Source organism: Pseudescherichia sp. (assembly GCF_031987975.1).
Classification (GTDB): Bacteria; Pseudomonadota; Gammaproteobacteria; order Enterobacterales; family Enterobacteriaceae; genus Pseudescherichia.
Genome location: NZ_DALZYX010000002.1, coordinates 238710 through 262803 on the forward strand (window position 1 = coordinate 238710; position 24094 = coordinate 262803).

Here is a 24094-nt window from a genome sequence, read left to right on the forward strand (position 1 = left end):
GATGACTATGCGTATTTTACTGGCACTTATTACGGTTTTTGCGGTTTTTCAGGCGCAGGCGTATTGCTATATTTCAGGTAGCAATACAACACCAACAAAAAAAATCGCCCCTATTGTCATTAATCTTGATGTAGCCGATCGAGATATTGTAAACCCTCTCGATCTTAGCGGAATGCCTGATTTCATGTGTTACGTTATCTCCAATGAATTTAACCTATCAACGTCAGAAGGCAAAAATGAATATTATTACTCCATCAAAAATAATGCACATAATTTGGTTCTCGCTATATCATTAGAAGCTGTAAAAACAACAACAGGCAGCCTTACAGAGGGTTCATGGTCCCTCGTTAACAATTACTCTGCTTCGGCTTTGAATGACAAACTGAGCTACAAATTAAAATATAGCATCAGAGTTAATCATACCGGTAGCACCTTAGCGACTATAGATGTTGGCGAGCCTGTAGTGCTTGCAAATAAATTAATTATTAAACCCACACCTTGCATTGATAATTTATGTAATAACAAAAACCCGAATAAAGATCATAAATATATCTATGAAATCCCTTTTTCCGTGAAGTTCACCCCTACTACCTGCACGTTTAAAGATCAGGATATTTCAGCGCAGGATATTAGCTACCACGAAATAGACAGCAACGGCTCTGCTGCTCCGAAAGGTGAACAGCCGCAGTTACGATGCAGCAGCATTACCGGCGTCGCGACCAGCAATATTCATTATCACTTTGAATCCATTAATATGGCTCAAAGCACGATTTTGAAGAACGATTTAGAAACGCAGCAGGGAGGCGCAGGAGAGGTAGGATTCCAACTAATAAAAAACGGCAAGCCCATTAACTTCCCCATCAGCGAGAAATTTGCTCTTGCAAGCAGAGGGAGCACGTTACAAAATAACTCAACTTATCCACTTGACATACAACTTCGCTATGCACGCTATGGTAATAAAGTGTTTGCTGGCAGAGTCCAGAGCAAGGTCAAAGTCGTGGTGGATTACGATTAAGAGCAAGCGATAACAAACTCACCTGTGGTTCTTGAACCATAATGAGGTTAAAGACCACAGGAGAAAACGATGTCTGACCAAACCCATACTATCCCTGACACCATGACTGCTATCGACATTACCCAGCCCGGCGGGCCGGAGGTGTTGCAGACAACGACGCGCCCGATTCCCCAACCAAAAAAGGACGAGGTGCTGATCCGCATCGTCGCCGCTGGGGTTAACGGCCCGGACGTGTTGCAGCGCAAGGGGAAGTACGCACCGCCGCCGGGCGCATCTGATATCCCGGGCCTGGAGGTATCAGGCGTAGTGGTTGCCGTTGGCGCTGAGGTGCAGAGTTTTGTGCCGGGAGATCGCGTGGCGGCCCTGATTACCGGTGGCGGCTATGCCGAGTATTGCACCGCTCATGAGAGTAACACCCTGCCGCTGCCGCCCGGACTGAACTTTATTGAAGCGGCTGCGCTGCCGGAAACCTTTATGACGGTCTGGCTCAATATGTTCCAGCGCGGCCAGTTCAAAGCGGGCGACATTATTTTGATCCACGGCGGCGCGTCAGGTATCGGCACCACTGCGACCATGCTGGCCAAGGCCTTTGGCGCAGCTAAGATTATCACGACCGTGGGTTCCGACGAGCACCGTCAGGCCAGCCTGAAGCTTGGCGCAGACGTTGCTGTACTCTATAAAGAGGAAGATTTTGTCGAGGTCACCAAACAGGTCACCGACGGCCACGGTGCAGATATTATCCTCGACATCATCGCAGGTGACTACGTCGCACGTAACTACGAGGCGGCGGCGATGCACGGACGCATCGTGCAGATTAGCGTGCTCGCAGGTCCTGCCAAAGAGTTAAACCTGTTTCCGATGCTAACTAAGCAGCTGATGCATATTGGCTCCACTCTGCGCTCGCGCTCGCCTGCCGCGAAGGCGGAGCTGATTGAGGCGCTTAACGATCACGTCTGGCCGCTGATTGAGGCCGGAGAGATTAAGCCACAGATCTACAAAACCTTCCCATTAGCGGAGGCGGCTAATGCTCACCGGCTGCTGGATGAGGGAACGCATATTGGCAAAGTTGTGTTGATTGCAGATGAGGATGAAGCGACGGACCGTATATAATCTGCCGTAATATTACAGACGGGGATTATAGATGGATCAGCTGGTGGCGATACGGGTCTTTGCCCGGGTAGTAGAGGCAGGCAACTTTACCCGGGCGGCGGACTCGCTGGAGATGCCCAATGCCACGGTCAGCAAACTGATCCAGGAGCTGGAGGCGCACCTTGGCGTGCGCCTGCTCCAGCGCACTACCCGGCGCGTCACGGTCACTCCAGAGGGACGCGACTACTATGAAAAGAGCGCCCGCATTCTGCGTGACCTGGAGGATATCGACACCTCATTCAGTGCGGCCCGCGGCAAGCCGCATGGACTCCTGCGGATCGATATTGGTGGCTCTACCGCTCGCGACGTGCTCATCCCTCGCCTTCCTGAATTTATGACGCGCTACCCGGATATCCGCATCGATTTAGGGGTAGCCGACCGCGCTGTCGATCTGATTAGCGATAACGTGGACTGCGTCATTCGCGGTGGCCCGCTGGAAAGCTCATCCCTCATTGCGCGCCACATTGGCTCGGCAACGCTCATCACCTGCGCGACGCCAGCATACCTGAAGTCCTTCGGCACGCCCGCCTATCCAGAAGAGCTAAAGAACGGTCATCGGCTGGTCAGCTATCTCTCCCCACAAAATGGCAGGGCCTTTCCTTTTCGCTTCGAACGTAACGGAGAGAAGATGGAAATTAAGGTCGAACACCGTATCGGGGTCAACGAGAGCAACGCGCATCTGGCTGCTGGCCTGGCGGGGCTGGGGGTTATCCAAACCTTTAGCTACTCCACGGCTGAGGCGCTGCGCAACGGCACGCTGGTAGAGATCCTTAAGGAGTGGCGGCCCGCCTCCTACCCTTTTCATGTGGTCTATCCGCAAAGCCGTCACGTTACGCATCGGCTGCGGGTCTTTATCGACTGGCTGCTGGAGCATTTTCCGCAGCGGGTGGCGGGAGCGTGATGCAGCCTTCAGAGATGATTACAAAATAGACAATTCATTGCGCATGCGGCCAGCGGCCAGGTTATAAATAGGGAGAGATTATTGCGGATCCTCACCTATGATGCGGCTCACCCTGATCCTGCTTGGCATAGATTTTCTACGCTCGCACTGGCGCGGGCTGCGTCGCTTTGGCTGGCTTACGCTCACCGCTGGCGTGGTGCTGTTTATCGATGCGCTGGACGGTGCACTGTTCTTCCCTATTGAGCTATTCGCTTCGCTGCTGCTGTTTGAAGGCTGCGCCACGCTGATGGTAGCCCACAGCGGCATGGGGGGGCAGCGTATTCTGCGCTACGTAAAGGGCGCGGCGTTCTCTCTTGCAGCGGTCTTGATCCTTGCTGGTAACCATGACGGCAACGTCCTGCTGTCGATAATCTTTGGCCTGCTTTTCCTGTTTGATGGCGCATTGCAGATTGCCTCTGCGGTGGTTGTCCGCTATCAACGCTGGCGGCCTGCGCTATGGGGTGGGATAGCGGAGATTGTACTGGCTCTGTTTTTCTTCCAGCCCTGGCCCTCCAACTATGCGGGCACCGTCCCCTACTGCCTCGGCCTGGTGCTGGCCTTCGCCGGTTGGAATCTGTTTATTCTCGCTAATCGCGTCAAGCGGGCCGCGGTTAACCCTGGTCTGAAGGGCGAAGAGTTTATGGAGGAGATGGATATCCCTCCTCCCGCCGTTGTGGAGTGGAATGGACCACCGGATGACGATGAAAAAGCCCTGACGGTCCACGTCTGGACCCCGGTAGGCTCTGCGGCGAGTGAGGCCGTTCCGCGTCCGGTCATCAGCCGCTATATCGCTGCTGTCGATCGCAACGGGGTTATCTCTACCGGCCACGCCGCGCTGGAGTCCCCGGGTGGTATCTATATCAGCCTCTACCCTGCCGTGCAGATCGACCGCTCTCCCGATGCTTTTGCCCGTACGCTGCGCGCTACGCCGGAGAACGACGTGCCGGGGCAGTTTCAGCCGGACTATGCCACGGAGTCCGTGCAGTGGTGTCCATCAACCCGCAAGGTGCGTATCCGCAACTACAGCGAGACACGGCTGGCAGCGTTTTGGGAGAGCTATCGCCGGGATGAATCCTACAACCTGACGCACCGCAACTGCTCCAGCACCGTAGCCCGGGGGCTGGAGGCTGCGCTGGAGGGATCCGTTGGCAGGCTGTGGCAGGCGCGTGGCTTCTGGATGGCGATGGGCAAGCTGATGTCTACTCCGGAGCTGTGGGTGGCGCTTCAGCTACGCAAGCGCGCAGAGACGATGGCCTGGACGCCGGGGCTGGTGCTGGACTACGCCCGCGCTCTGAGCATGCTCGCCGACCCGCGTCCCACCGGCTGGTTTAATACCGTTGGCCGCGCCCTGAAAAGAATGTTCCACCGCCGGGTGGCCTGGGAGAAAGGCGAACGCGGCGAAGGGATGGAGGGGGAGTGAAGCGGGTTATGATAGCGCCATCTTGATGTAAATATTTTCATCAACACTATGTTGATGTTATAATTTACATCATCACAAGGAGAGTGAAATCATGCCCGCTATAGAGTTGATGAATACGCGGATCCAGATTGCGAATAACGCCTTTGCCACTATCCGCATTCTACAGGTTGATCCGGCTATCAAAGGAAGCCGCCATCTGTATAAATATAGTCTTGCTTATGTCGTTGATGGCGTTTGTGTCATGCGCTACGACAACGAAAGAGGTAAAGGTGACCATAAACATATTGTCGAGCAAGAATACCCTATAACCTTTACCAACATTGAGAATTTGATTGTTAGTTTTCAAAACGATATTAATAGTTTAAGGAGGGCTGACCATGAGAGTATTAACCGTCAGAGTGATGACCGTTAATGATGCATTTCGGGCTGCCGCCGCCAATGCAACGCGAGCAGTAGAAGGTGACTTTATTGGTGCAGAACTGGTTTTCCCTACTGTCGAACAGCTTGCCAAAACTATGCTAGCCCCTAATCGCTGGCAGATTATCAAGGCTATGGAGAGTGCTCCGTCAATGTCTATACGTGAGCTGTCGCGCATTGTTAAACGCGATTTTCGTGGCGTATACAACGACGTGCAGTCACTCTTGAACGGTGGTGTATTAGATAAAGAAGGGGAGAAAATTGTTCTCCCCTACGATCGCATACACATTGAATTTAATTCTGACGATGCGGCAGCGTAACAGTTTAATGCTCTTCTGACATCGCATACTCATAGAGCCGGTCGCGGGCGAGGTTCTTCATTTTCACCTCACACATAATGTCGAAATCTACAAACGACAACGCCCAATCATTTAGCGTTGGGTTAAAGAAGAAGTCGGAGTGCGCCCTGAGCTTGGTTTTTGGTACGCCAAGACTGCTCTGATCCGGAAAGCCCTGCTCGGGGATAATTCCCTCCTGCGAGATGGAGTAGTGTATCACCGGCCTGACGTCCCGCCATGAGGCCTTAACCTGCGCGATACGCGGATCGTTGGGCTGGATAAACTCGCCCTCCTTCACCCAGTGATGATGAATATCCACCACGATCGGGCAGAGATCTTTCGCCTGCAGAACGTCGTCCAGCGAGCAAGAGATCTCGTCGTTCTCGACGGTCAGCATCCGTCTGGCCTCCGGGCTGAGCCTGCCGAATGCACTTTTGAACCCGGCAAAGCCAGCTTTACCATTCATATGGATATTGATTTTGAAATCCTGGAAGGTTTTGCCATAGCCCATTAGCGTTGCGCAAAGCGTGTGATACTCCACATCCTCCAGGGCGCGCTCTACCACCAGCACGTTGTCTGAAGCGAGAACCGAATACTGCCCAGGGTGAAACGAGAGACGGATGTCATTCGCGCGGGCAAACTCACCGCATTTAGCAAACAGCGGATAAAGCTCCGGCAAGAACTCGTTATACAGCGCCGTGGCCTCGGGCACGGTATAGAGCGGCAATAGATCGCTGCCGATGCGCATCATTCGCAGGGCTGGGGGCAACTGCGCCAGCTCCTGAAAAAGCAAATAGAGATTAGTCAGGTTGGTTGCTGACAGCGTATAGATCAGCTTTGTTCTCTCTTCGCTCTCCAGACTTAAAAATCGCGTACGGGTGGTGGCTTTAAGGGGAAAACGCTGCTTTAAATCCGGATCCAGAAACTTACAAGCGAAGCCTAATTTCATGTGTCCTCCACAAGATAACCTTATGCGAGTGTAGCAGGCATTACCGTAGTCCTTCTGTTTAAGCAAAGGCGCTATACTGTCGGCACATTTTTTAAGGCTACCGTTATTAAGATGAAAAAAGTTAAACCCCGCACCGTTATCCTGCTTATTGCTCTTGCCGCACTGCTGGCCTGGTGGCTGGTCCCCCACTACAGCGACGAGGACAAAGCTTATTACGCCTCCGTGCTTTGCACGGTGAAAAATGGCTCGTCTGCGGGTGGCCTGACCGAGATGGAGCAGATGATTGAGGGCGGCAATTCAGACTACGCCCTGCGTAAGAACGCGTTTTCACCGTCACTGGGTAAAGCGGTGATCCATGCCTGGGAGCAGCTTAGCGATGCGGAGAAGCAGCGCGCGATAGAAGCGCCGGAAAGGTGTACTACGTCGTTACTGGGGAAGATGAACGATTAGTCGATATTGACCTGCAGGCGGAGCAGGTTGAATCGGTCATTCTTAGCACTCTTTCCGCTTATTAAACGCTGTATGCCTGTACAGCTCGATAACTTATTGCTGTCGATCAAGTGGCTGATGAGTGCTAAACTTCCACTCCTTTCAGAATTGACTGATTTTTATAATGTTAAAGCTATTCGCTAAGTATACATCGATAGGTGTAATCAATACTCTCATTCACTGGGTGATTTTTGCCTTATGTCTCTATGTATTCCATACGAACCAGGCTCTGGCTAACTTTGCTGGTTTTGTCGTTGCGGTGAGCTTCAGTTTCTTCGCTAACGCCAGGTTCACCTTTAACGCATCGACTACAACCATGCGTTATATGCTTTATATTGGCTTTATGGGAGTATTAAGCGCTACGGTGGGCTGGTTTGCAGATAAATGCGCTACGCCGCCCATTGTCACTCTCATTTTGTTCTCCGCTATCAGCCTGGTATGCGGATTTTTGTATTCAAAGTTCATTGTCTTTAGGGATGCGAAATGAAAATTTCTCTGGTTGTTCCCGTCTTCAATGAAGAAGACGCGATACCCATTTTTTATAAAACGGTGCGGGAGTTCGAGGAATTAAAGCAGCATGAGGTAGAGATCGTCTTTATTAACGACGGCAGCAAAGACGCAACGGAATCAATAATCAATGCCCTTGCTGTTTCAGACCCTCTCGTCAATCCTTTATCATTCACTCGCAATTTCGGCAAAGAGCCAGCCCTATTCGCTGGTCTTGATCATGCAACAGGCGAAGCTATTATCCCGATCGACGTAGATCTGCAGGATCCAATTGAGGTGATCCCTCGCCTGATTGAGAAATGGCAAGCGGGTGCCGACATGGTCCTTGCAAAGCGTCACGACAGATCAACAGACGGTCGGCTTAAACGCAAAACGGCTGAATGGTTCTATAAGCTGCACAATAAAATTAGCACCCCAAAGATTGAAGAAAACGTAGGCGATTTCCGGCTGATGTCTCGTGAGGTGGTAGAAAATATCAAGCTTATGCCGGAACGTAATCTGTTTATGAAGGGCGTGCTCAGTTGGGTTGGCGGCAAAACAGACGTTGTAGAATATGCCCGTGCTGAGCGTGTAGCGGGGAGCACAAAATTCAATGGCTGGAAGTTATGGAATCTGGCCCTGGAAGGCATTACCAGCTTTTCCACTTTCCCGCTCAGAATGTGGACCTACATCGGCCTGATTGTGGCTGGACTCGCGTTCCTTTATGGGACATGGATGATTTTAGATACCTTAGTCTTTGGTAATCCTGTGAGTGGCTATCCATCGCTTTTAGTCTCTATACTCTTTTTGGGCGGCGTACAGCTAATAGGTATAGGTGTTTTGGGTGAATACGTAGGTCGAATTTACATAGAGGTTAAGCAAAGACCTAAATTTTTATTGAAGGGAAAAGAAAATGGTAAGCGAGTTTAACTATAAAAAAATAGTACCGCTATGGATTATCGGCATATTCTATATACTGCCTTTAATAATTAACAACAGCCCTTATTTCGATGATATTGGAAGGTCTGTTTATGGTTATTTTTCCTGGGGAATCGATGGAAGGCCGTTTTCAGATTTGGTATTTTCCTTGCTGGATATGGGTGCGCCTGCAACCAATATTGCACCCTTTCCGCAAATAGCCTGTATCCTCATCTTAACTTCGCTCTGTTACTTACTTCATCTGAAATTTAACGCTGAGCATAAGATGGGATGGCTAATTTTCACCCCAATTTTCCTTAGCCCATTTTTTGTACAGAACCTGGCGTTTCAGTTTGACTCGCTGACGATGGCATTATCTGTTGCATTTGCCTGCGCCCCCGTTTTCGCGACCGGGAGAGGCTGGTTAAAGCTGTTTTTAAGCTCCGCTGCTGGTGTTGCTGTATCACTCTGTTTTTATCAGGCTGCTCTAAGCGCGTTTATCGCAGTAATGTGCATCTACGTTCTTTTTGAGCTAAATAAGCGAGCTAATCCATTAAACCTGGCGTTCAATGTTAGCGCGGCCGTAGCAGGTCTGGCAGTCGGCTATGTGCTTTACTCAAAAGCAGTCGTTCCTTTTTTTGTCACTAGCGATTATGCCAACGGGTACAACCAGTTAATAGGTGGAACAGATGACCTTTATGCAAACATCCGTCTCACTGAAAAGGTATTAAGATCGCTTTTCACCGGCTTTACGGGCAAGATTTTCCTGATAGTCTTTATCTTTGCCTTCGCGGGAGCAGTGACCCTTGCGGTTCGGATGCTAAAGCGGCAGGATAGTGCGAAAATAAAGATTGTTAATATTGGATTATTATCCCTATCGCTGATTGTTTTGCTTTTTTGTATACCGGGACCGGGTCTCGTTCTTAAAAACATACCTATTGGCCCAAGGGTGTTTATAGGGTTTGGTTTTTTTATTGCTGGAATTTTAGCGCTATCCTCATTCATTTTTAACGAAAGAGCGCATCGCTTAAATTTCTTGAGCATTATTGTCTGCGTACTGTCATTTTCATTTATAGCTACATTTGCTAATGCATCAAAATCTCAGGACAAGTTTACAGAAAAAGTTATCAATGAAATATCCCTTGATATTTTCAAGGTTGGTTTTAAAAACGTAAAAACGATAACTGTAGACGGTAAAATGCTTGACACGCCAGTGGTGCAAAAAGCAGTAGATAAATACCCGTTGATGCGTCAGTTGATCCCAGTCTATTTTGATGGGCAGCTTGACTGGGGAGTGGTAAAAATGACTGAGTTCTACGTTGGATTCTCTCGACCGACGCCAGAACGACAGCAGGAACTGATTAAAAACATGTGCAATATGCAAGAGATATCTAACGGTGGGGTCTATAAAACCTACTTTAAAGATGGAGACTTGGTTATCTCTTTTTCGCTCGGTAATTGCAACTAAACTTAAAGCCCTCTTTAGAGGGCTTTCATAATGCGTGTAACTACGTGTTGTATGGTCAGGGATCTATTACTATTAACAGGGTGGCACTAGCATAGTAGAGCTTATAAATAAAATATTCACTAGCAACCCCTCTTTTCACCTTTGGTTTCTCCCTCCATTTCTGGGTTTTGTAATACTTTTACCAGCCATAAAGAAGATATTTAAAACTGATGATGACAATAAGCAATTCAAACATGTGTTTGTGCTGCTTTTTATATTTTCTATCTTAACGCCCTCTGCCATTGTTCTTCTTAATTATTTTTATGGCGGCTATGATTTTCTTTATGGATTGGGAAATTTTGGGTTTACCCTACCGGGATTATTGATCTTTGCATTTGAATACTTCTATAGCTATGCTACCCCACTCGTATTTATTTCATCGTTTGTATTGTTTAACAGCATAATGTCAATTGATTTTTCTTTCCTGGCTGGTATACGGATTACTGGATAGTTATGGCTTCGCTTTTCATGGAGGAGCTATTGTTGATCCGACCATAAATACCTGCATTGTATTTATAATCTCTTTCTTAGTTATCAGCTTTGCAAGATATATCAAGCCGTTAAGATATTTATGCTAACGATTGAGCTTATTTGGCACGCCCTACAGGATTCGAACCTGTGACCTACGGCTTAGAAGGCCGTTGCTCTATCCAGCTGAGCTAAGGGCGCATTGCGCGGGATGCTCCACCTAAACGATGGAAACGCCTGGGATTATACGGTCAATGCCCGGTGAGTCAATGCCTTTACGGTCAGATGCTGTTGAAATGAGCATCGGGCCGCACTTTAGGTTCCTCTCACGCGTGAATAATGCAAACGTTAACTGACAGCACGGCGCGCTTCTGACACACTATACACCATCCCCTCTACTTCAATTTACAGATGGAATCTTCTCTCTGATGGTAGCAAAGATTATTGATGGTAAAACGATTGCGCAGCAGGTGCGCTCTGAGGTTGCGGAAAAAGTGAAGGCTCGCGTTGCGGCAGGGTTTCGCGCCCCTGGTCTGGCCGTTGTGCTGGTCGGTAGCAACCCTGCGTCGCAGATCTACGTCGGCAGCAAACGCAAAGCGTGTGAAGAGGTAGGCTTTATCTCTCGCTCTTACGATCTGCCGGAAACCACCAGCGAAGCCGAACTGCTGACCCTGATCGACACGCTCAACGCCGATCGTGAGATTGACGGCATTCTGGTACAGCTGCCGCTGCCGGCGGGCATCGACAACGTGAAGGTGCTGGAGCGTATCGCGCCGGATAAAGACGTTGATGGCTTCCACCCCTACAACGTGGGCCGCCTGTGCCAGCGTGCGCCGCGCCTGCGCCCCTGCACGCCACGCGGGATCGTTACTCTGCTGGAGCGCTACAACATCGATACCTACGGGTTGAACGCCGTAGTGATCGGCGCATCCAACATCGTGGGCCGTCCGATGAGCATGGAGCTGCTGCTGGCTGGCTGCACCACCACCGTCACCCACCGCTTCACCAAAAACCTGCGCCAGCACGTTGAGAACGCCGATCTGCTGATCGTCGCCGTGGGCAAGCCGGGCTTTATTCCCGGGGAGTGGATCAAAGAGGGGGCGATCGTCATTGACGTTGGCATCAACCGCCTCGAGAGTGGCAAAGTGGTCGGCGACGTAGTGTACGAAGACGCCGCCTCGCGTGCCGCTTATATTACCCCTGTACCGGGCGGCGTAGGCCCGATGACCGTCGCAACCCTGATTCAGAATACATTGCAGGCGTGCGAAGAGTATCACGACGTAGAGGAAGCATAAGATGGCAACGTTCTCGTTAGGTAAACATCCGCACGTTGAGCTGTGCGATCTGCTGAAGCTGGAAGGCTGGAGCGAAAGCGGCGCGCAGGCGAAGAATTTTATTGCCGATGGCCTGGTCAGCGTCGATGGCGCGGTGGAAACCCGCAAGCGCTGTAAGATCGTCGCCGGACAAACGGTCACGTTTGACGGCCAAAGTATCACTGTAACTGATTAATCCCGCCTTAATGGCCCTTTATTCATAAGGGCCATTGCTCGATCAACATCAAAGAATAACAAATTCGTCTGTCTCGCCAGCAGATTTCTGTTGCGGCTCTCTACGGCTTAAATCACGATAAGTAGAACGTTCTACTAAAACGTTCTATGTGTCGTAAATACTAAAATAATAATGCCATCACCAGGGTTTCTATAATCGGGGGAAAACCGCATGAGTCTGCTGTCGGGGTTCGTAAAATCGCTATCGAAGTTATCTATGATTGGCCGCGCATTAATGCTGCCAATTTCACTGTTGCCTGCTGCTGGCCTGCTGCTGGCGTTTGGTGATAAGTTTCACCTGCCGCTGATGATGAACGCCGGTGGGGTTATCTTTGATAACCTGCCGCTGCTGTTTGCTATCGGCTCTGCGGTGGGGCTGGCCTCAGAGTCCGGCATCGCCGCGCTTTCGGCGGCGGTCTCGGTATTTATTACCAATATGACCATCGGCACGGTACTGTCGATTACCCCAGAGATGGCCTCTCAGGGCGGGAAATACGCTATGGTGGTCGGTATTCCGACGCTGCAGATGGGCGTTTTTGGCGGCCTGATCTGTGGCATCCTGGCCGCATGGTGCTATAACCGCTTCCACACCATGCAGCTGCCAGAATTTCTCGGCTTCTTCTCCGGTAAACGTTTTGTGGCGATTGCTACTGCGTTCCTGTCGTTCCTGCTCGGCCTGCTCCTGCCCTACGTCTGGCAGCATATCCAGGCGGGAATCGATGCGCTCTCGGTGGTCGTGAACGGCGATAACCAGGCCGCCTCGACCTTTATCTTCGGGCTGGTAGAGCGCGCGCTGATCCCGCTCGGTCTGCACCACATCTGGTATCCATCGTTCTGGTACTCATTTGGCGACTACACCACCCAGGCGGGCCAGGTGATCCATGGCGACCAGACTATCTGGTTCAAAATGCTGGAAGAAGGCGCTAAATCGTTCAGCAGCGACACCTACCAGAACGCCGGAAAGTTCATGCAGGGTGAGTTCCCGCTGATGCTGTTTGCGCTGCCTGCCGCCTGTCTGGCGATGTATCATGAAGCGCATACCCGGAACAAAAAGATCGCTTCCGGTATCCTCTTCTCCGCCGCGCTGACCTGCTTCCTGACCGGGATCACCGAGCCGGTTGAGTTTACCTTTATCTTCGTTGCGCCGGTGCTTTACGTCTTCAACGCCATCATGGCCGGGCTGTCGTATATGTGCATGTATCTGCTGCATGCGCACATCGCGAAATCCTTCTCGGCGGGCCTGATCGACTACATCTCGTTCGGTATTCTGCCGTCGTTTAACGGCTACCAGACCAACTTCCTGAATGCGATTATCGTCGGCATCCCGATGGGGCTGATCTACTACTTCACCTTCCGCTTTGTGATCCGCCGCTTTGACGTGAAAACGCCGGGCCGCACGGAAGTCACCGCTAACGTTAACGATAAAACCGATGACGAGCTGGCGACCGAGATCGTTGCCCTGCTGGGCGGCGCGCAGAATATCAGCTCGGTAGGCTCATGTATCACCCGCCTGCGTCTTGAAGTGGCGAAGAGCGATTTGGTGGACAAAGATGGCCTCAACGGCGTCGGCGCGCGTGGCGTGGTGTTCGTTGGCGATAACGGCATCCAGGTGATTTTCGGCGCACGCGCGCAGTTTATCGCCCAGACCATGTCGGGGATGATCGGCAAGTAACCTGAAGCTGTTAAGGTGATTAGGTCTCCTGTATCGTACAGGAGACTTTTCATCGTTGACTGCATAGCCGTTAAGTTCAGGGAGTGGATTTGAAGAAGGTCAGCATTATTGATGTCGCGAAGCTGGCGGGGGTCTCTGTCTCGACCGTTTCGCTGGTGCTTCGCCAGAAAGGGAAAATATCGACCGCCACGATTGAAAAGGTGCAGCAGGCGATCGACACGCTCGGCTACGTTCACAACGTGGCGGCAGCAAATCTACGCGCCAACACCTCTAACCTTATTGGCCTGATCCTGCGTGACTTTAGCGATAGCTTCTCGGTGAAGGTCATGGCCAGCACCGTACTGGAGCTGGAGAAGCAGGGCTACATGGTTTTTCTCAGCCAGCCCCTCAACGACAGTGATAGCCTTGAACGCTGCCTGCTCTCGTTTAAGCAGCAGGGCGTGGCCGGCGTGATCTATCTTGCCTCCGATGCCACCACCCCGCACTTGCCGAAGCTTATCCGCACCTGTCCCCTGCCGCTGGTTGTCGTCTCGCAATCCCTGCTGGAGGAGGAGTGCAACCTGGTAATGCGCGACAACCGCCAGGCCGCCAGCCTTGCCACCCGCTACCTGATCGAGCGCGGCCACCGCAGTATTGCCTACATCGGCGGAACGGAAAGTAGCCTGATCCGCCAGCAGCGGCTAGCCGGATTCCGCAGCGCGCTGACTCAGTACGGACTGGTGACCCGGGATGAGTCTACCCCGGCCTGCATGGAGGGCACCCACGCGGCCAGCCACGCTACCCGACAACTGCTGGAGAAGAACAACACCATCACCGCCCTGCTCTGCCACTCGCCCGATGCAATGATCGGCTCGCTCTCCGGCATTCACCAGGTGGGGCGTACGGTGGGTAAAGATGTGTTTCTGACGCAGCAGGTAGCGCTGGTAGGCTTCGAGGATATGCTACACGTGAACTTAACGTCGCCTTCGTTTACCTACGTGTCGTCGGCAAGCGAAGAGACCGGACGCCAGGCGGCGTCGCTGATGATCCGCAAAATCAAAGAGCCGGATCTGCTGACCCAGCGCATCACCCTTTCCGGACAGCTGGTGACGCGAGAGTCGGCTTAGTATGAAAATCGCCCGGCAGCAGAACGCCGCCAGGCAAAACAGCTTACTTACGACGCCAGGTGGTCCCCTGCGGGCCATCTTCCAGCACGATCCCCATCTCGTTCAGACGGTCACGGGCCGCATCTGCCGCCGCCCAGTCCTTGGCTTTACGCGCGTCCAGACGCTGCTGGATCAGGGCTTCAATCTCCACGACTTCCCCAGCGTTCGCCTGGGCACCGCTCTGCAGGAAGGTTTCCGGCTCCTGCTCCAGCAGGCCGAGTACCTTAGCAAGTTTGCGTAGGGTCGTAGCTGCGGCATTCGCCTCTTCAAGATTATTAGTTTGTTTAGCGTGATTAACTTCTTTAGCTAGATCGAAAAGCGCTGAATACGCTTCAGGAGTATTGAAGTCATCATCCATGGCTTCTTTAAAGCGGTCTTCGTAATACTCCCCACGAATAAACTCAACATCTGAATTAGACGTTCCGCGCAGCGCGGTGTAGAGACGCTCCAGCGCCGAACGCGCCTGCTTAAGGTTCTCTTCGCTGTAGTTGAGCTGGCTGCGGTAGTGGCCGGACATCAGGAAGTATCGGATGGTCTCCGCATCGTAATACTTCAGCACATCGCGCACGGTAAAGAAGTTACCCAGCGATTTCGACATCTTCTCGCGATCAACCATCACCATACCGGAGTGCATCCAGTAGTTCACGTACTCGCCGTCGTGGGCGCAGGTAGACTGAGCGATTTCGTTTTCATGGTGCGGGAACATCAGGTCCGATCCGCCGCCGTGAATGTCGAAGTGGTGGCCCAGCTGCTTGCAGTTCATCGCCGAGCACTCAATGTGCCAGCCCGGACGCCCCTCGCCCCACGGCGACGGCCAGCTCGGTTCGCCCGGCTTGGACATCTTCCACAGCACGAAATCCATCGGGTTGCGCTTGATCTCGGCAACTTCGACGCGTGCCCCGGCCTGCAGCTGCTCAAGATCCTGGCGCGACAGTTTGCCGTAGTTGGGATCGGTGGGCACGGAGAACATCACGTCGCCGTTATCAGCCACGTAGGCGTGACCGCGCGCGATCAGGCGCTCGGTGATCTCGATGATTTCGTGAATATGGTGGGTGGCACGCGGCTCGCTGTCTGGACGCAGGATGTTCAGGGCGTCAAAGTCAGCGTGCATTTCACCGATCATGCGATCCACCAGCGCGACAAAGCTTTCGCCATTTTCATTGGCGCGTTTGATGATCTTATCGTCGATATCGGTAATGTTACGCACATACTTCAGCTCATAGCCGAGGAAACGCAGATAGCGCGCTACCACGTCAAAGGAGACAAAGGTCCGGCCGTGGCCGATATGACAGAGATCGTAAACGGTGATACCACACACGTACATGCCCACTTTCCCGGCATGAATAGGTTTGAATTCCTCTTTTTGTCGCGTCAGCGTATTAAAAATTTTTAGCATCAAAGGTTCCGTTAAGACGTGTGTGGAGAATGAACTCAGTATGATACCCATAATTGATAACCGAAGCAGCACCCTTTGCAAGGTGATCGAACCTTGCGGTTATGCTATAACAGGCGACTATACGTGACCCACAGCAGGGTCGATGCTCTACACTACCGGAACAGGATGCAAAAATGGTTACTTTCCACACTAATCACGGCGATATCGTAATCAAAACTTTTGATGACAAAGCGCCTGAAACTGTTAAGAACTTCCTGGACTACTGCCGCGAAGGTTTCTACAACAACACCATTTTCCACCGTGTTATCAACGGCTTTATGATCCAGGGCGGCGGCTTTGAGCCGGGCATGAATCAGAAAGCGACCAAAGACGCGATCAAAAACGAAGCGAACAACGGTCTGAAAAACACCCGTGGCACGCTGGCGATGGCCCGTACCCAGGCACCGCACTCTGCAACCGCGCAGTTCTTCATCAACGTGGCAGACAATGACTTCCTGAACTTCAGCGGTGAAAACATGCAGGGCTGGGGCTACTGCGTATTCGCCGAAGTGGTTGAAGGCATGGACGTGGTCGATAAAATCAAAGCGGTTTCTACTGGCCGCAGCGGCATGCACCAGGACGTTCCTAAAGAAGACGTGATCATCGAAAACGTGACCGTCAGCGAGTAATCGTGGCGACGCTTTTCATCGCAGATCTGCATCTGTGTACAGAAGAACCGGCGATAACCGCCGGTTTTCTGCGTTTTCTGGCCGGTACGGCGCGGGAAGCCGACGCGCTCTATATCCTTGGCGATCTCTTTGAGGCCTGGATTGGCGATGACGATCCCAATCCCCTGCATCAACAGATTGCCGCCGCGCTAAAGGCACTGAGCGACAGCGGCATCCCCTGCTACTTTATCCATGGCAACCGTGACTTCCTGCTCGGCAAGCGCTTCGCCCGTGAGAGCGGCATGACCCTGCTACCCGAAGAGCAGGTGCTCGACCTCTACGGTCGTCGGGTGCTGATTATGCACGGCGATACCCTCTGTACCGATGACGCAGGCTATCAGGCCTTTCGCGCCAAGGTTCATCAGCCCTGGCTACAAAGACTGTTTCTCACCCTGCCCCTGTTTATCCGCCATAAGGTGGCGGCAAAGATGCGCGCCGACAGCAAAGCCGCCAACAGCAGTAAATCCCTCACGATTATGGATGTGAACCAGCAGGCAGTGAGTGATGCGCTTGAACGCCATCGCGTGCAATGGCTTATCCATGGCCATACCCACCGCCCGGCAGTGCATGAGCTTACCGCTAACGGCGAACCGGCGTTTCGCTGCGTGCTGGGTGCCTGGCATAGCGAAGGCTCAATGATAAAAGTCACTCAGGAACAAGTCGAACTTATCGCTTTTCCTTTTTAGTACGTTATGAAAATTGCCAGCAAGGTTAGCTGCGCAACCGTTTTCCTTGCCCGATTTCCATGCTATTCTCTGTGCCCTGTTACGCGTTATGCCGCACATCCACAGGAGTTTTCAGACGCATGTCTTCGAGCAATAATCCGGTACGTATCGCCATCGTGATGGGGTCCAAAAGCGACTGGGCAACCATGCAGTTTGCCGCTGAAGTCCTCGATATCCTGCACGTTCCCCACCATGTTGAAGTCGTTTCTGCCCACCGCACCCCGGATAAACTGTTTAGCTTTGCCGAAGGCGCAGAGCAGAATGGTTATCAGGTGATTATTGCCGGCGCGGGCGGCGCGGCGCATCTGCCGGGCATGATCGCAGCCAAAACCCTGGTGCCGGTGCTCGGCGTACCGGTGCAAAGCGCGGCGCTGAGCGGCGTTGACAGCCTCTACTCCATCGTCCAGATGCCGCGCGGTATTCCGGTGGGAACGCTGGCGATTGGTAAAGCCGGGGCCGCCAACGCGGCGCTGCTGGCGGCGCAGATCCTTGCTACTCACGACAGCGAATTGCATCAGCGTCTGGCGGAGTGGCGTAAAGCCCAGACCGATGAGGTGCTGGATAACCCAGATCCGCGAGGTGCGGCATGAAACAGGTATGCGTTCTTGGCAACGGCCAGCTGGGTCGAATGCTGCGCCAGGCCGGTGAGCCGCTGGGCATTGCTGTCTGGCCAGTGGGGCTGGATGCCGAGCCGGAAGCCGTCCCCTTTGCACAGAGCGTGATCACCGCCGAGATTGAGCGCTGGCCGGAGACAGCCCTGACCCGCGAGCTGGCGCGCCATCCGGCGTTCGTTAACCGCGACGTTTTCCCCATTATTGCCGACCGTCTGACGCAGAAGCAGCTCTTCGACCGCCTCTCGCTGGCGACCGCCCCATGGCAGCTGCTGGTCAGCGCCGACGAGTGGCCTGCCGTGTTTGACTCGCTGGGTGAACTGGCGATCGTTAAGCGTCGCGTCGGCGGCTACGATGGCCGCGGCCAGTGGCGTTTGCGCGCCGGTGAGACCGATACGCTTCCCGCAGAGTGCTACGGCGAGTGCATTGTCGAGCAGGGCATTAACTTTAGCGGCGAAGTATCGCTGGTGGGCGCGCGCGGACACGACGGCAGCACGGTGTTCTATCCGCTAACCCATAACCTGCATCAGGACGGCATTCTGCGTACCAGCGTGGTTTTCCCGCAGGCTGATGCAGACCAGCAGGCGCAGGCTGAAGCGATGCTGGGCGCGATCATGAGCGAGCTGAACTACGTCGGCGTGATGGCGATGGAGTGTTTTGTGACCCCTGATGGACTGCTGATTAACGAGCTGGCTCCGCGGGTACACAATAGCGGCCACTGGACACAAAACGGCGCGTCGATCAGTCAGTTTGAGTTGCACCTGCGCGCCATTACCGGCCTGCCGCTGCCGCAGCCGGTGGTGAATGCCCCGTCAGTGATGATCAACCTGATTGGCAGCGATTTGAACTATGACTGGCTGAAGCTGCCGCTGGTCCATTTGCACTGGTACGACAAAGAGGTGCGGGCTGGTCGCAAGGTGGGACATCTGAACCTCAACGACAGCGACGCCGACCGCCTGATCGCGACGCTGGAAGCGATCGTGCCGCTATTACCGCCGGAGTATGCCAGCGGTATCGCATGGGCGCAGTCAAAGCTCAGCTAAGCTGCTTGCGCAATTTTCGTCATATGGACCGGGTAAGCGTCAGCGCTACCCGGTTTACAGCACAGCCCTTCGTATCATTTTTTTGCCCCCATCGCACAAATGAGCGCGTAAAATAGTGCGCTCTGACGTACAACGTCGCCCTTTGATGTACAGAAGGATGTCTCATGAACGAAGACATGGATTATTGTGCGATCCTCACCGCTGATACCCCCCTGCTGGACGTGCGCGCCCCGGTTGAATTTGCCCAGGGCGCAATGCCATCGGCGCTCAACCTCCCGTTGATGAACAACGAAGAGCGCGCGGCGGTCGGCACCTGTTATAAACGCCATGGCCCTGAGGCCGCGTTAAAGCTCGGACACCAGCTGGTGTCTGGCGTCACGCGCGAGCAGCGCATTCAATCATGGCGCAATGCCTGCCTGCGTCATCCCAACGGCTATCTATGCTGCGCTCGTGGCGGTCAGCGTTCCCATATCACGCAGCAGTGGCTACGCGAAACGGGTATTGATTATCCGTTAATTCCCGGCGGCTATAAGGCGCTGCGCCAGGCAGCAACCATCGCGACGGAGCAGCGCGTCCAGCGCCCTCTGATCCTGGTTGGCGGCTGCACCGGCAGCGGTAAAACCGATCTGGTTCGCCAGCATCCTGACGGTATCGATCTGGAAGGCCTGGCTCACCATCGCGGATCGTCATTTGGCCGCACGCTAAAGGCACAGCTTTCGCAGGCGAGCTTTGAAAATGCGCTGGCGGTAAAACTGCTTAAACACGACGCGGCGCGCCTGGTGCTGGAAGATGAAGGGCGGACGATTGGCGGCAACCATCTGCCGGGGTGTCTGTACTCTCGCATGGCACAGTCGCCTATCGCGGTGGTGGACGATCCGTTCGATCTGCGCGTGACGCGTCTGCACCACGACTACTTTGTGCGTATGCAGCGCGATTTTACCGCTGCACATGGCGAGGAAGCGGGCTGGCAGACATATGCTGAATACCTGCATCGTGGGCTGTTCGCCATTCGTCGCCGTCTGGGATTGCAGCGTTTTGCCGAACTCAGCGCACACCTGGATACTGCCCTGGCGATCCAACAGCAGCGCGGCGATACCCGCGGTCATGATGCCTGGCTGGTGCCGTTACTGAAGGAGTATTACGATCCGATGTACCACTACCAGTTGAAAAAGAGAGCCGCGAAGATTGTCTTTCGCGGCTCATGGCAGGAGGTCAACGGCTGGTTGCTAAACGGTTAGTTAGCGGCGATCGCGCTTGTCGGCGCGCTTCGCCAGCCAGTCCCCCAGCATCTGTACCACCTGCACCAGAATAATCAGCGCCACCACGGTGACGACCATCACCTGCGTCTCATAGCGGTAGTAACCGTAGCGGATCGCCAGATCCCCTACCCCGCCGCCGCCGACAATCCCCGCCATCGCTGAATAACCGATCAGGCTCACGAGGGTGATGGTCAGACCGCGTAGCAGGCCCGCGCTGGCTTCCGGCAGCAGCACGGTGCAGATGATACGCAGCGGGCTGGCACCAAAGGCTTCGGCGGCCTCGATGATCCCCTTATCTACCTCGCGTAGGGCGCTGTCCACCAGCCGGGCATAGAAGGCGATAGCGGCAACCGAGAGCGGTACCGAGGCGGCGATTGGCCCGATAGTGTTGCCGAGCAGGAACTGCGTCAGCGGCAGAAGCAGCACCAGCAGGATCACAAAGGGGACCGAGCGGATAATATTTACCAGCACGGAACTGATGAGATACACCGCGCGGTTCTGCCAGAAGAGATGCCGATCGGTAACGAAGATTAGAAAGCCGAGCGGCAGGCCGCCAACGATAGCCAGCACCGTAGAGATGCTCAGCATCTGGAAGGTTTCGCCAAAGGCCAGGCTCAGATCGGCCAGTAAATCATCCACGAAGCACCTCCACCTGGGCTGTACGCTGACGGATGTGATCGACGGCGGCCTCGACCGCTGCCGGATTATCGGCGGCGGTTAAGCGCACCACCAGGATCCCTAGCGCTCGCTCGCCGAGATACTCAATTTTGCCGTGCAGAATATTGACCGCCACGCCAAACATCACCGCGACCTCAGAGAGCACCGGCTGCTCGGCTGAATCGCCGATAAACAGGATCTTCACCAGCCGCCCCGGCAGATCCTGCTGGAGCCGCTCCGGCAGGGTCAGGTTCAGGGTATGCGAGACCAGCTGCTGGGTAAACGGGTGCTGCGGGTGGGCAAAGATATCAAACACCTCGCCCAGTTCAACGACCTTGCCTGCGGACATCACCGCCACCCGATCGCAGATCGACTTGATCACGTTCATCTCATGGGTGATCAGCACGATGGTGATCCCCAGCCGAGCATTGATCTCTTTCAATAGGGCAAGGATCGTTGCGGAGGTCTCCAGATCCAGCGCCGAGGTCGGCTCGTCGCAGAGCAGCACGTCAGGATGGTTAGCAATCGCACGGGCGATCCCCACCCGCTGCTTCTGCCCGCCGCTCAGCTGTGCAGGGAAACGGCCTGCTTTGTCCGTAAGACCAACCAGCTCAAGGATCTCTTTAACCCGGGGCGCGATTTCGTTGCTGGCCCAGCCCGCAGCCTTCAGGCTAAAGGCGACGTTCTGCGCCACGGTACGGGTGTGCATCAGGTTAAAGTGCTGGAAGATCATGCCGATGCGCTGACGTGCTTTGCGCAGGGTGACCCCTTCCAGCGCGGAGATCGCCACGCCGTTGATCTTCACCTCACCCTCGCTCGGGCGCTGGAGGGCGTTGAGGGTGCGCAGCAGGGTACTTTTCCCCGCGCCACTGGTGCCAACGATGCCAAAAATCTCCCCTGCCGTAATATGCAGGCTGACATCGTCCACCGCCCGTGTCGTGGGTCCCTTGCCTGCGGGAAAATCTACGCAGACGTTAGTTATCTCAATCATGCATCCACTCTGGTTTCTGGAACGCGTTGAAGATGTTCTGCGGATCGTCAATCACCGCCCGGTAGGCCGGAGACTGCACCGCAGCCACAATGTCTTTGGCGAAGGGCTTATCGGCATCTTCAGTGCGCACCGCGATGACGTTTTTCAGGTTCTCATCCAGCTGCTCCTGCTTAAGCGCGGAGGAGAGCTTGAGGCCAGCGGCAATGGCAAAGTTGCCGTTTACCAGCGCGGCGCTGGCGCTATCCAGCGTACGCGGTAGCTGCGCCGCTTCCAGCGGTTTAAACACCAGTCCTTTCGGGTTGGTGGCGATATCGCGCTCGGAGGCTTTGGTCGGATCGATATTCTCTTTGATGGTGATCAGCTGCATGGCCTGGAGAAAACGCAGGCCGCGCGCCAGGTTAGTGGGATCGTTGGACAGGGTGACGATATCGCCCTTCTTCAGCTGATCGACGCTGGTAACTTTGTGGGAGTAGAGACCCATGCCCGCCGTCGGGACGACGATAAGCTTAGTAAGCTTCAGCCCCTTATCAGCAGCGAACTTCTCTAAGTAGAGCGAGTGCTGAAACAGGTTGGCGTCGATGCTGCCGTTAGAGAGCGCCATGTTCGGCTGCACGTAGTCGCTAAACTCACGCACCACCACTTTATAGCCCTTCTCTTTCAGCGAAGGCGCAATAGCCTGCTTTACCATATCGCCGTAGGGACCCGGCGCAACGCCGAAGGTAATGGTTTGCGGATCGCTGGCGTGGGCAAACGGCAGGCCACAGGCCAGAAGTAGTGCAGCAACGCTGGCACGAAAGCTGAGACGACGTCCCATAGATTCTCCCAAAGTGTATTGTGTTTGCTGTATGACGCGCAGGACTAAGCGGCGCGCTTTTTTGACAATTTATGCATAACGCAGAGCGTTAAGATGGCATAAACCCGACGCGGCGGTAATTGAAAATATTTCATATAGATAGTGATGCCCCGGCAGACGGATGCGCTGCCGGGGATCGGTCGGATTAGAAATCGTAGCGCAGACGCACCAGATTCATATCGCCCAGATTATCCGTGCTGGACGTGAAGACATGCTCATAATCAACGCGGAAACCATAATCGAGCTGGAAGGTCACCCCAACTCCATTGTCGGTGCGCTGGTAGCTGCGGCCGTTCAGATACTCAATACGATCGCCCATTACGTAGGGCTGCACGGATTTAAGTGCGTACTGACCTACCGGAATTTTATAGCCCGCATAGTACTCAATCCCCCACGCATCGCCGGCGAAGTAGTGGTCGATGGAGACCTTTTTAGTGGTCATAAAGTTCTGATACCAGCCGCCACCGACGGAGATTGTCCACTGGTCTGGAGACCAGCTTAGCGCCGTACCGAGAATGTTTTGATCCCAGGTTTTGCTGTCGTTACTGTGCGGGTTGTAGATTTTCGCCCGGGTGTAGTTCCACGCCGTGCCCCAGGTGAGATCGGAGGTCAGACGGTAGTCGAGTCCCAGCGAGCCGCCGCCGGTACGCTCATAGCGCAGGCCGTTCATCGGGTTATAGTTGTCGTTAAACAGGTAAGAGGCATAGATATCAGCATCCCCGACGGTCTTCTTATACTTCAGCATTTTGCGTGAACGGTAGGAGCCGTCGTAATCGCCGTTAATACCGTTGCCCGGTGCCTGGCCGATCATATCGTAATCCCAGATATCGGTTTTGGCCCCGATCACGTCGTAGTAGACGCTGTTTTGCTGGCCAAAGGTCAGCACGCCCCAGGTTTTACTTTTGAAGCCGGTATAGAGCATTCGGCGGCTGGTGTCATTCGCGCCTTTGGCGTAGTGATTATCCCAGTCAAAAACTGCCGGAATATTGACGCCAACTTCATAGTAGTTGGTCCAGTTGATGTCATCAAACAGGTAGTAATCGGCCGCGAAACGGAAACGCGTGCCGCCGTCAAAACCGTTGCGTTTGTATGAGCCTTTATCACCATCGCCGGTCATATTGTTGAACTGCGGACGAATACTGCCGCCGACTGCAAAGTTGAGGCGGCTTAGTGCATCGCCTGCGGCCGGATCCTGCTTTAAGAGCGTAATTTCCGCGTGAGTAGTAAAAGATGTCACTGCCACTGCTGCGCCGATCGTCATCGCCAGCGCTGTTATTTTTATTGCCATGGAGCCATTTCCTTGATGAATAGACAGCTAACTATTTAGCGCGCAAATAATATCTTTTATTAATATGGCCGTGGTGGCACTTTTTTACTATTTTGTGCTGCTAA

General features: G+C 53.7%; 25 protein-coding genes and 1 tRNA gene. 19 read left to right on the plus strand and 7 right to left on the minus strand.

Annotated features, from left to right (window positions below; all coding sequences use genetic code 11):
* Positions 1-7 precede the first annotated feature (7 nt).
* From RTN40_RS04500 to RTN40_RS04525, 6 genes are all read left to right on the plus strand, one after another.
* The gene (locus RTN40_RS04500) at positions 8-1015 is read left to right on the plus strand and encodes a fimbrial protein (protein WP_312227415.1); all 1008 of its coding nucleotides are present in this window, start codon (positions 8-10) and stop codon (positions 1013-1015) included.
* Positions 1016-1084: 69 nt separating this feature from the next.
* Positions 1085-2125: an NAD(P)H-quinone oxidoreductase gene (locus RTN40_RS04505; protein WP_312227416.1), complete on the plus strand. Its 1041-nt coding sequence runs from the start codon at positions 1085-1087 to the stop codon at positions 2123-2125.
* Between the two features lie 31 nt (positions 2126-2156).
* Positions 2157-3065, plus strand: a complete 909-nt coding sequence (locus RTN40_RS04510; protein ID WP_312227417.1) for a LysR family transcriptional regulator — start codon at positions 2157-2159, stop codon at positions 3063-3065.
* 97 nt (positions 3066-3162) lie between these two features.
* On the plus strand, positions 3163-4524 hold the full coding sequence (locus RTN40_RS04515; RefSeq protein WP_312227418.1) for a DUF308 domain-containing protein: 1362 nt from the start codon (positions 3163-3165) through the stop codon (positions 4522-4524).
* A gap of 91 nt (positions 4525-4615) precedes the next feature.
* Positions 4616-4936 carry a DUF6516 family protein gene (locus RTN40_RS04520; RefSeq protein ID WP_312227419.1) on the plus strand — a complete coding sequence of 107 codons (321 nt, stop codon included), beginning with the start codon at positions 4616-4618 and terminating at the stop codon, positions 4934-4936.
* The gene (locus tag RTN40_RS04525) at positions 4902-5261 is read left to right on the plus strand and encodes a transcriptional regulator (protein ID WP_312227420.1); all 360 of its coding nucleotides are present in this window, start codon (positions 4902-4904) and stop codon (positions 5259-5261) included. The genes RTN40_RS04520 and RTN40_RS04525 overlap by 35 nt, the downstream gene beginning before the upstream one ends.
* 4 nt (positions 5262-5265) lie before the next feature.
* Here the strand turns inward: RTN40_RS04525 and RTN40_RS04530 are convergent, their stop codons facing one another.
* Positions 5266-6228: a UV damage endonuclease UvsE gene (locus RTN40_RS04530; RefSeq protein WP_312227421.1), complete on the minus strand. Its 963-nt coding sequence runs from the start codon at positions 6226-6228 to the stop codon at positions 5266-5268.
* A 111-nt stretch (positions 6229-6339) separates the two neighbouring features.
* On the opposite strand from RTN40_RS04530, the gene RTN40_RS04535 reads away from it, so the two are divergent.
* From RTN40_RS04535 to RTN40_RS04550, 4 genes are all read left to right on the plus strand, one after another.
* Positions 6340-6678, plus strand: a complete 339-nt coding sequence (locus RTN40_RS04535) for a hypothetical protein (protein WP_312227422.1) — start codon at positions 6340-6342, stop codon at positions 6676-6678.
* 163 nt (positions 6679-6841) lie between these two features.
* Positions 6842-7204 carry a GtrA family protein gene (locus RTN40_RS04540; RefSeq protein WP_312227423.1) on the plus strand — a complete coding sequence of 121 codons (363 nt, stop codon included), beginning with the start codon at positions 6842-6844 and terminating at the stop codon, positions 7202-7204.
* A complete protein-coding gene (locus RTN40_RS04545; RefSeq protein WP_312227424.1) occupies positions 7201-8133 on the plus strand; it encodes a glycosyltransferase family 2 protein in 933 nt (310 codons plus the stop codon). The genes RTN40_RS04540 and RTN40_RS04545 overlap by 4 nt, the downstream gene beginning before the upstream one ends.
* Complete coding sequence (locus RTN40_RS04550; RefSeq protein WP_312227425.1) at positions 8117-9589, plus strand: glucosyltransferase domain-containing protein; 1473 nt, start codon at positions 8117-8119, stop codon at positions 9587-9589. Before RTN40_RS04545 ends, RTN40_RS04550 begins: the two co-directional genes overlap by 17 nt.
* A gap of 631 nt (positions 9590-10220) precedes the next feature.
* Here the strand turns inward: RTN40_RS04550 and RTN40_RS04555 are convergent.
* Positions 10221-10297: transfer RNA gene (locus RTN40_RS04555), tRNA-Arg, on the minus strand.
* Between the two features lie 227 nt (positions 10298-10524).
* Here RTN40_RS04555 and folD point away from each other — a divergent pair.
* From folD to malI, 4 genes are all read left to right on the plus strand, one after another.
* Positions 10525-11391, plus strand: coding sequence for a bifunctional methylenetetrahydrofolate dehydrogenase/methenyltetrahydrofolate cyclohydrolase FolD (gene folD / locus RTN40_RS04560; RefSeq protein ID WP_312227426.1), 867 nt, complete (start codon positions 10525-10527; stop codon positions 11389-11391).
* 1 nt (position 11392) lies between these two features.
* Complete coding sequence (gene ybcJ / locus RTN40_RS04565) at positions 11393-11605, plus strand: ribosome-associated protein YbcJ (protein ID WP_238083487.1); 213 nt, start codon at positions 11393-11395, stop codon at positions 11603-11605.
* Between the two features lie 210 nt (positions 11606-11815).
* On the plus strand, positions 11816-13315 hold the full coding sequence (locus RTN40_RS04570) for a PTS transporter subunit EIIC (protein WP_312227427.1): 1500 nt from the start codon (positions 11816-11818) through the stop codon (positions 13313-13315).
* Between the two features lie 89 nt (positions 13316-13404).
* Positions 13405-14421 (plus strand): Mal regulon transcriptional regulator MalI, encoded by a 1017-nt coding sequence (malI, locus tag RTN40_RS04575; protein WP_312227428.1) that lies wholly within the window; start codon positions 13405-13407, stop codon positions 14419-14421.
* Between the two features lie 43 nt (positions 14422-14464).
* Here the strand turns inward: malI and cysS are convergent, their stop codons facing one another.
* Positions 14465-15856 (minus strand): cysteine--tRNA ligase, encoded by a 1392-nt coding sequence (gene cysS / locus RTN40_RS04580; RefSeq protein ID WP_312227429.1) that lies wholly within the window; start codon positions 15854-15856, stop codon positions 14465-14467.
* Positions 15857-16029: 173 nt separating this feature from the next.
* Here cysS and ppiB point away from each other — a divergent pair, with 173 nt between their 5' ends.
* The 5 genes from ppiB (at position 16030) to mnmH (ending at position 20180) form a co-directional block, all read left to right on the plus strand.
* On the plus strand, positions 16030-16524 hold the full coding sequence (gene ppiB / locus RTN40_RS04585) for a peptidylprolyl isomerase B (protein WP_042391734.1): 495 nt from the start codon (positions 16030-16032) through the stop codon (positions 16522-16524).
* A gap of 2 nt (positions 16525-16526) precedes the next feature.
* Positions 16527-17249 carry a UDP-2,3-diacylglucosamine diphosphatase gene (lpxH, locus tag RTN40_RS04590; protein WP_312227430.1) on the plus strand — a complete coding sequence of 241 codons (723 nt, stop codon included), beginning with the start codon at positions 16527-16529 and terminating at the stop codon, positions 17247-17249.
* Positions 17250-17368: 119 nt separating this feature from the next.
* Entirely contained in the window at positions 17369-17878 is a 510-nt protein-coding gene (gene purE / locus RTN40_RS04595) for a 5-(carboxyamino)imidazole ribonucleotide mutase (protein WP_312227431.1), read from the plus strand.
* Positions 17875-18942 carry a 5-(carboxyamino)imidazole ribonucleotide synthase gene (gene purK, locus RTN40_RS04600; RefSeq protein ID WP_312227432.1) on the plus strand — a complete coding sequence of 356 codons (1068 nt, stop codon included), beginning with the start codon at positions 17875-17877 and terminating at the stop codon, positions 18940-18942. Before purE ends, purK begins: the two co-directional genes overlap by 4 nt.
* 164 nt (positions 18943-19106) lie before the next feature.
* Positions 19107-20180 (plus strand): tRNA 2-selenouridine(34) synthase MnmH, encoded by a 1074-nt coding sequence (mnmH, locus tag RTN40_RS04605; protein ID WP_312227433.1) that lies wholly within the window; start codon positions 19107-19109, stop codon positions 20178-20180.
* On the opposite strand, the gene RTN40_RS04610 is transcribed toward mnmH, so the two are convergent.
* From RTN40_RS04610 to RTN40_RS04625, 4 genes are all read right to left on the minus strand, one after another.
* On the minus strand, positions 20181-20840 hold the full coding sequence (locus tag RTN40_RS04610; RefSeq protein WP_312227434.1) for a methionine ABC transporter permease: 660 nt from the start codon (positions 20838-20840) through the stop codon (positions 20181-20183). It lies immediately after the preceding gene.
* On the minus strand, positions 20833-21849 hold the full coding sequence (sfbB, locus tag RTN40_RS04615; RefSeq protein WP_312227435.1) for a virulence-associated ABC transporter ATP-binding protein SfbB: 1017 nt from the start codon (positions 21847-21849) through the stop codon (positions 20833-20835). The genes RTN40_RS04610 and sfbB overlap by 8 nt, the downstream gene beginning before the upstream one ends.
* Positions 21842-22663 carry a MetQ/NlpA family ABC transporter substrate-binding protein gene (locus RTN40_RS04620; protein ID WP_312227436.1) on the minus strand — a complete coding sequence of 274 codons (822 nt, stop codon included), beginning with the start codon at positions 22661-22663 and terminating at the stop codon, positions 21842-21844. The genes sfbB and RTN40_RS04620 overlap by 8 nt, the downstream gene beginning before the upstream one ends.
* A gap of 184 nt (positions 22664-22847) precedes the next feature.
* Positions 22848-23990: an autotransporter domain-containing protein gene (locus RTN40_RS04625; RefSeq protein ID WP_312227437.1), complete on the minus strand. Its 1143-nt coding sequence runs from the start codon at positions 23988-23990 to the stop codon at positions 22848-22850.
* Between the last annotated feature and the right edge of the window lie 104 nt (positions 23991-24094).

What these genes read in the sequence shown, in the direction of transcription:
- RTN40_RS04500 (WP_312227415.1), top strand. Translation starts at nt 8, where the DNA reads ATGCGTATTTTACTGGCACTTATTACGGTTTTTGCGGTTTTTCAGGCG.
- RTN40_RS04505 (WP_312227416.1), top strand. Translation starts at nt 1,085, where the DNA reads ATGTCTGACCAAACCCATACTATCCCTGACACCATGACTGCTATCGAC.
- RTN40_RS04510 (WP_312227417.1), top strand. Translation starts at nt 2,157, where the DNA reads ATGGATCAGCTGGTGGCGATACGGGTCTTTGCCCGGGTAGTAGAGGCA.
- RTN40_RS04515 (WP_312227418.1), top strand. Translation starts at nt 3,163, where the DNA reads ATGATGCGGCTCACCCTGATCCTGCTTGGCATAGATTTTCTACGCTCG.
- RTN40_RS04520 (WP_312227419.1), top strand. Translation starts at nt 4,616, where the DNA reads ATGCCCGCTATAGAGTTGATGAATACGCGGATCCAGATTGCGAATAAC.
- RTN40_RS04525 (WP_312227420.1), top strand. Translation starts at nt 4,902, where the DNA reads ATGAGAGTATTAACCGTCAGAGTGATGACCGTTAATGATGCATTTCGG.
- RTN40_RS04530 (WP_312227421.1), bottom strand. Translation starts at nt 6,228, where the DNA reads ATGAAATTAGGCTTCGCTTGTAAGTTTCTGGATCCGGATTTAAAGCAG.
- RTN40_RS04535 (WP_312227422.1), top strand. Translation starts at nt 6,340, where the DNA reads ATGAAAAAAGTTAAACCCCGCACCGTTATCCTGCTTATTGCTCTTGCC.
- RTN40_RS04540 (WP_312227423.1), top strand. Translation starts at nt 6,842, where the DNA reads ATGTTAAAGCTATTCGCTAAGTATACATCGATAGGTGTAATCAATACT.
- RTN40_RS04545 (WP_312227424.1), top strand. Translation starts at nt 7,201, where the DNA reads ATGAAAATTTCTCTGGTTGTTCCCGTCTTCAATGAAGAAGACGCGATA.
- RTN40_RS04550 (WP_312227425.1), top strand. Translation starts at nt 8,117, where the DNA reads ATGGTAAGCGAGTTTAACTATAAAAAAATAGTACCGCTATGGATTATC.
- folD (WP_312227426.1), top strand. Translation starts at nt 10,525, where the DNA reads ATGGTAGCAAAGATTATTGATGGTAAAACGATTGCGCAGCAGGTGCGC.
- ybcJ (WP_238083487.1), top strand. Translation starts at nt 11,393, where the DNA reads ATGGCAACGTTCTCGTTAGGTAAACATCCGCACGTTGAGCTGTGCGAT.
- RTN40_RS04570 (WP_312227427.1), top strand. Translation starts at nt 11,816, where the DNA reads ATGAGTCTGCTGTCGGGGTTCGTAAAATCGCTATCGAAGTTATCTATG.
- cysS (WP_312227429.1), bottom strand. Translation starts at nt 15,856, where the DNA reads ATGCTAAAAATTTTTAATACGCTGACGCGACAAAAAGAGGAATTCAAA.
- ppiB (WP_042391734.1), top strand. Translation starts at nt 16,030, where the DNA reads ATGGTTACTTTCCACACTAATCACGGCGATATCGTAATCAAAACTTTT.
- purE (WP_312227431.1), top strand. Translation starts at nt 17,369, where the DNA reads ATGTCTTCGAGCAATAATCCGGTACGTATCGCCATCGTGATGGGGTCC.
- purK (WP_312227432.1), top strand. Translation starts at nt 17,875, where the DNA reads ATGAAACAGGTATGCGTTCTTGGCAACGGCCAGCTGGGTCGAATGCTG.
- mnmH (WP_312227433.1), top strand. Translation starts at nt 19,107, where the DNA reads ATGAACGAAGACATGGATTATTGTGCGATCCTCACCGCTGATACCCCC.
- sfbB (WP_312227435.1), bottom strand. Translation starts at nt 21,849, where the DNA reads ATGATTGAGATAACTAACGTCTGCGTAGATTTTCCCGCAGGCAAGGGA.
- RTN40_RS04620 (WP_312227436.1), bottom strand. Translation starts at nt 22,663, where the DNA reads ATGGGACGTCGTCTCAGCTTTCGTGCCAGCGTTGCTGCACTACTTCTG.
- RTN40_RS04625 (WP_312227437.1), bottom strand. Translation starts at nt 23,990, where the DNA reads ATGGCAATAAAAATAACAGCGCTGGCGATGACGATCGGCGCAGCAGTG.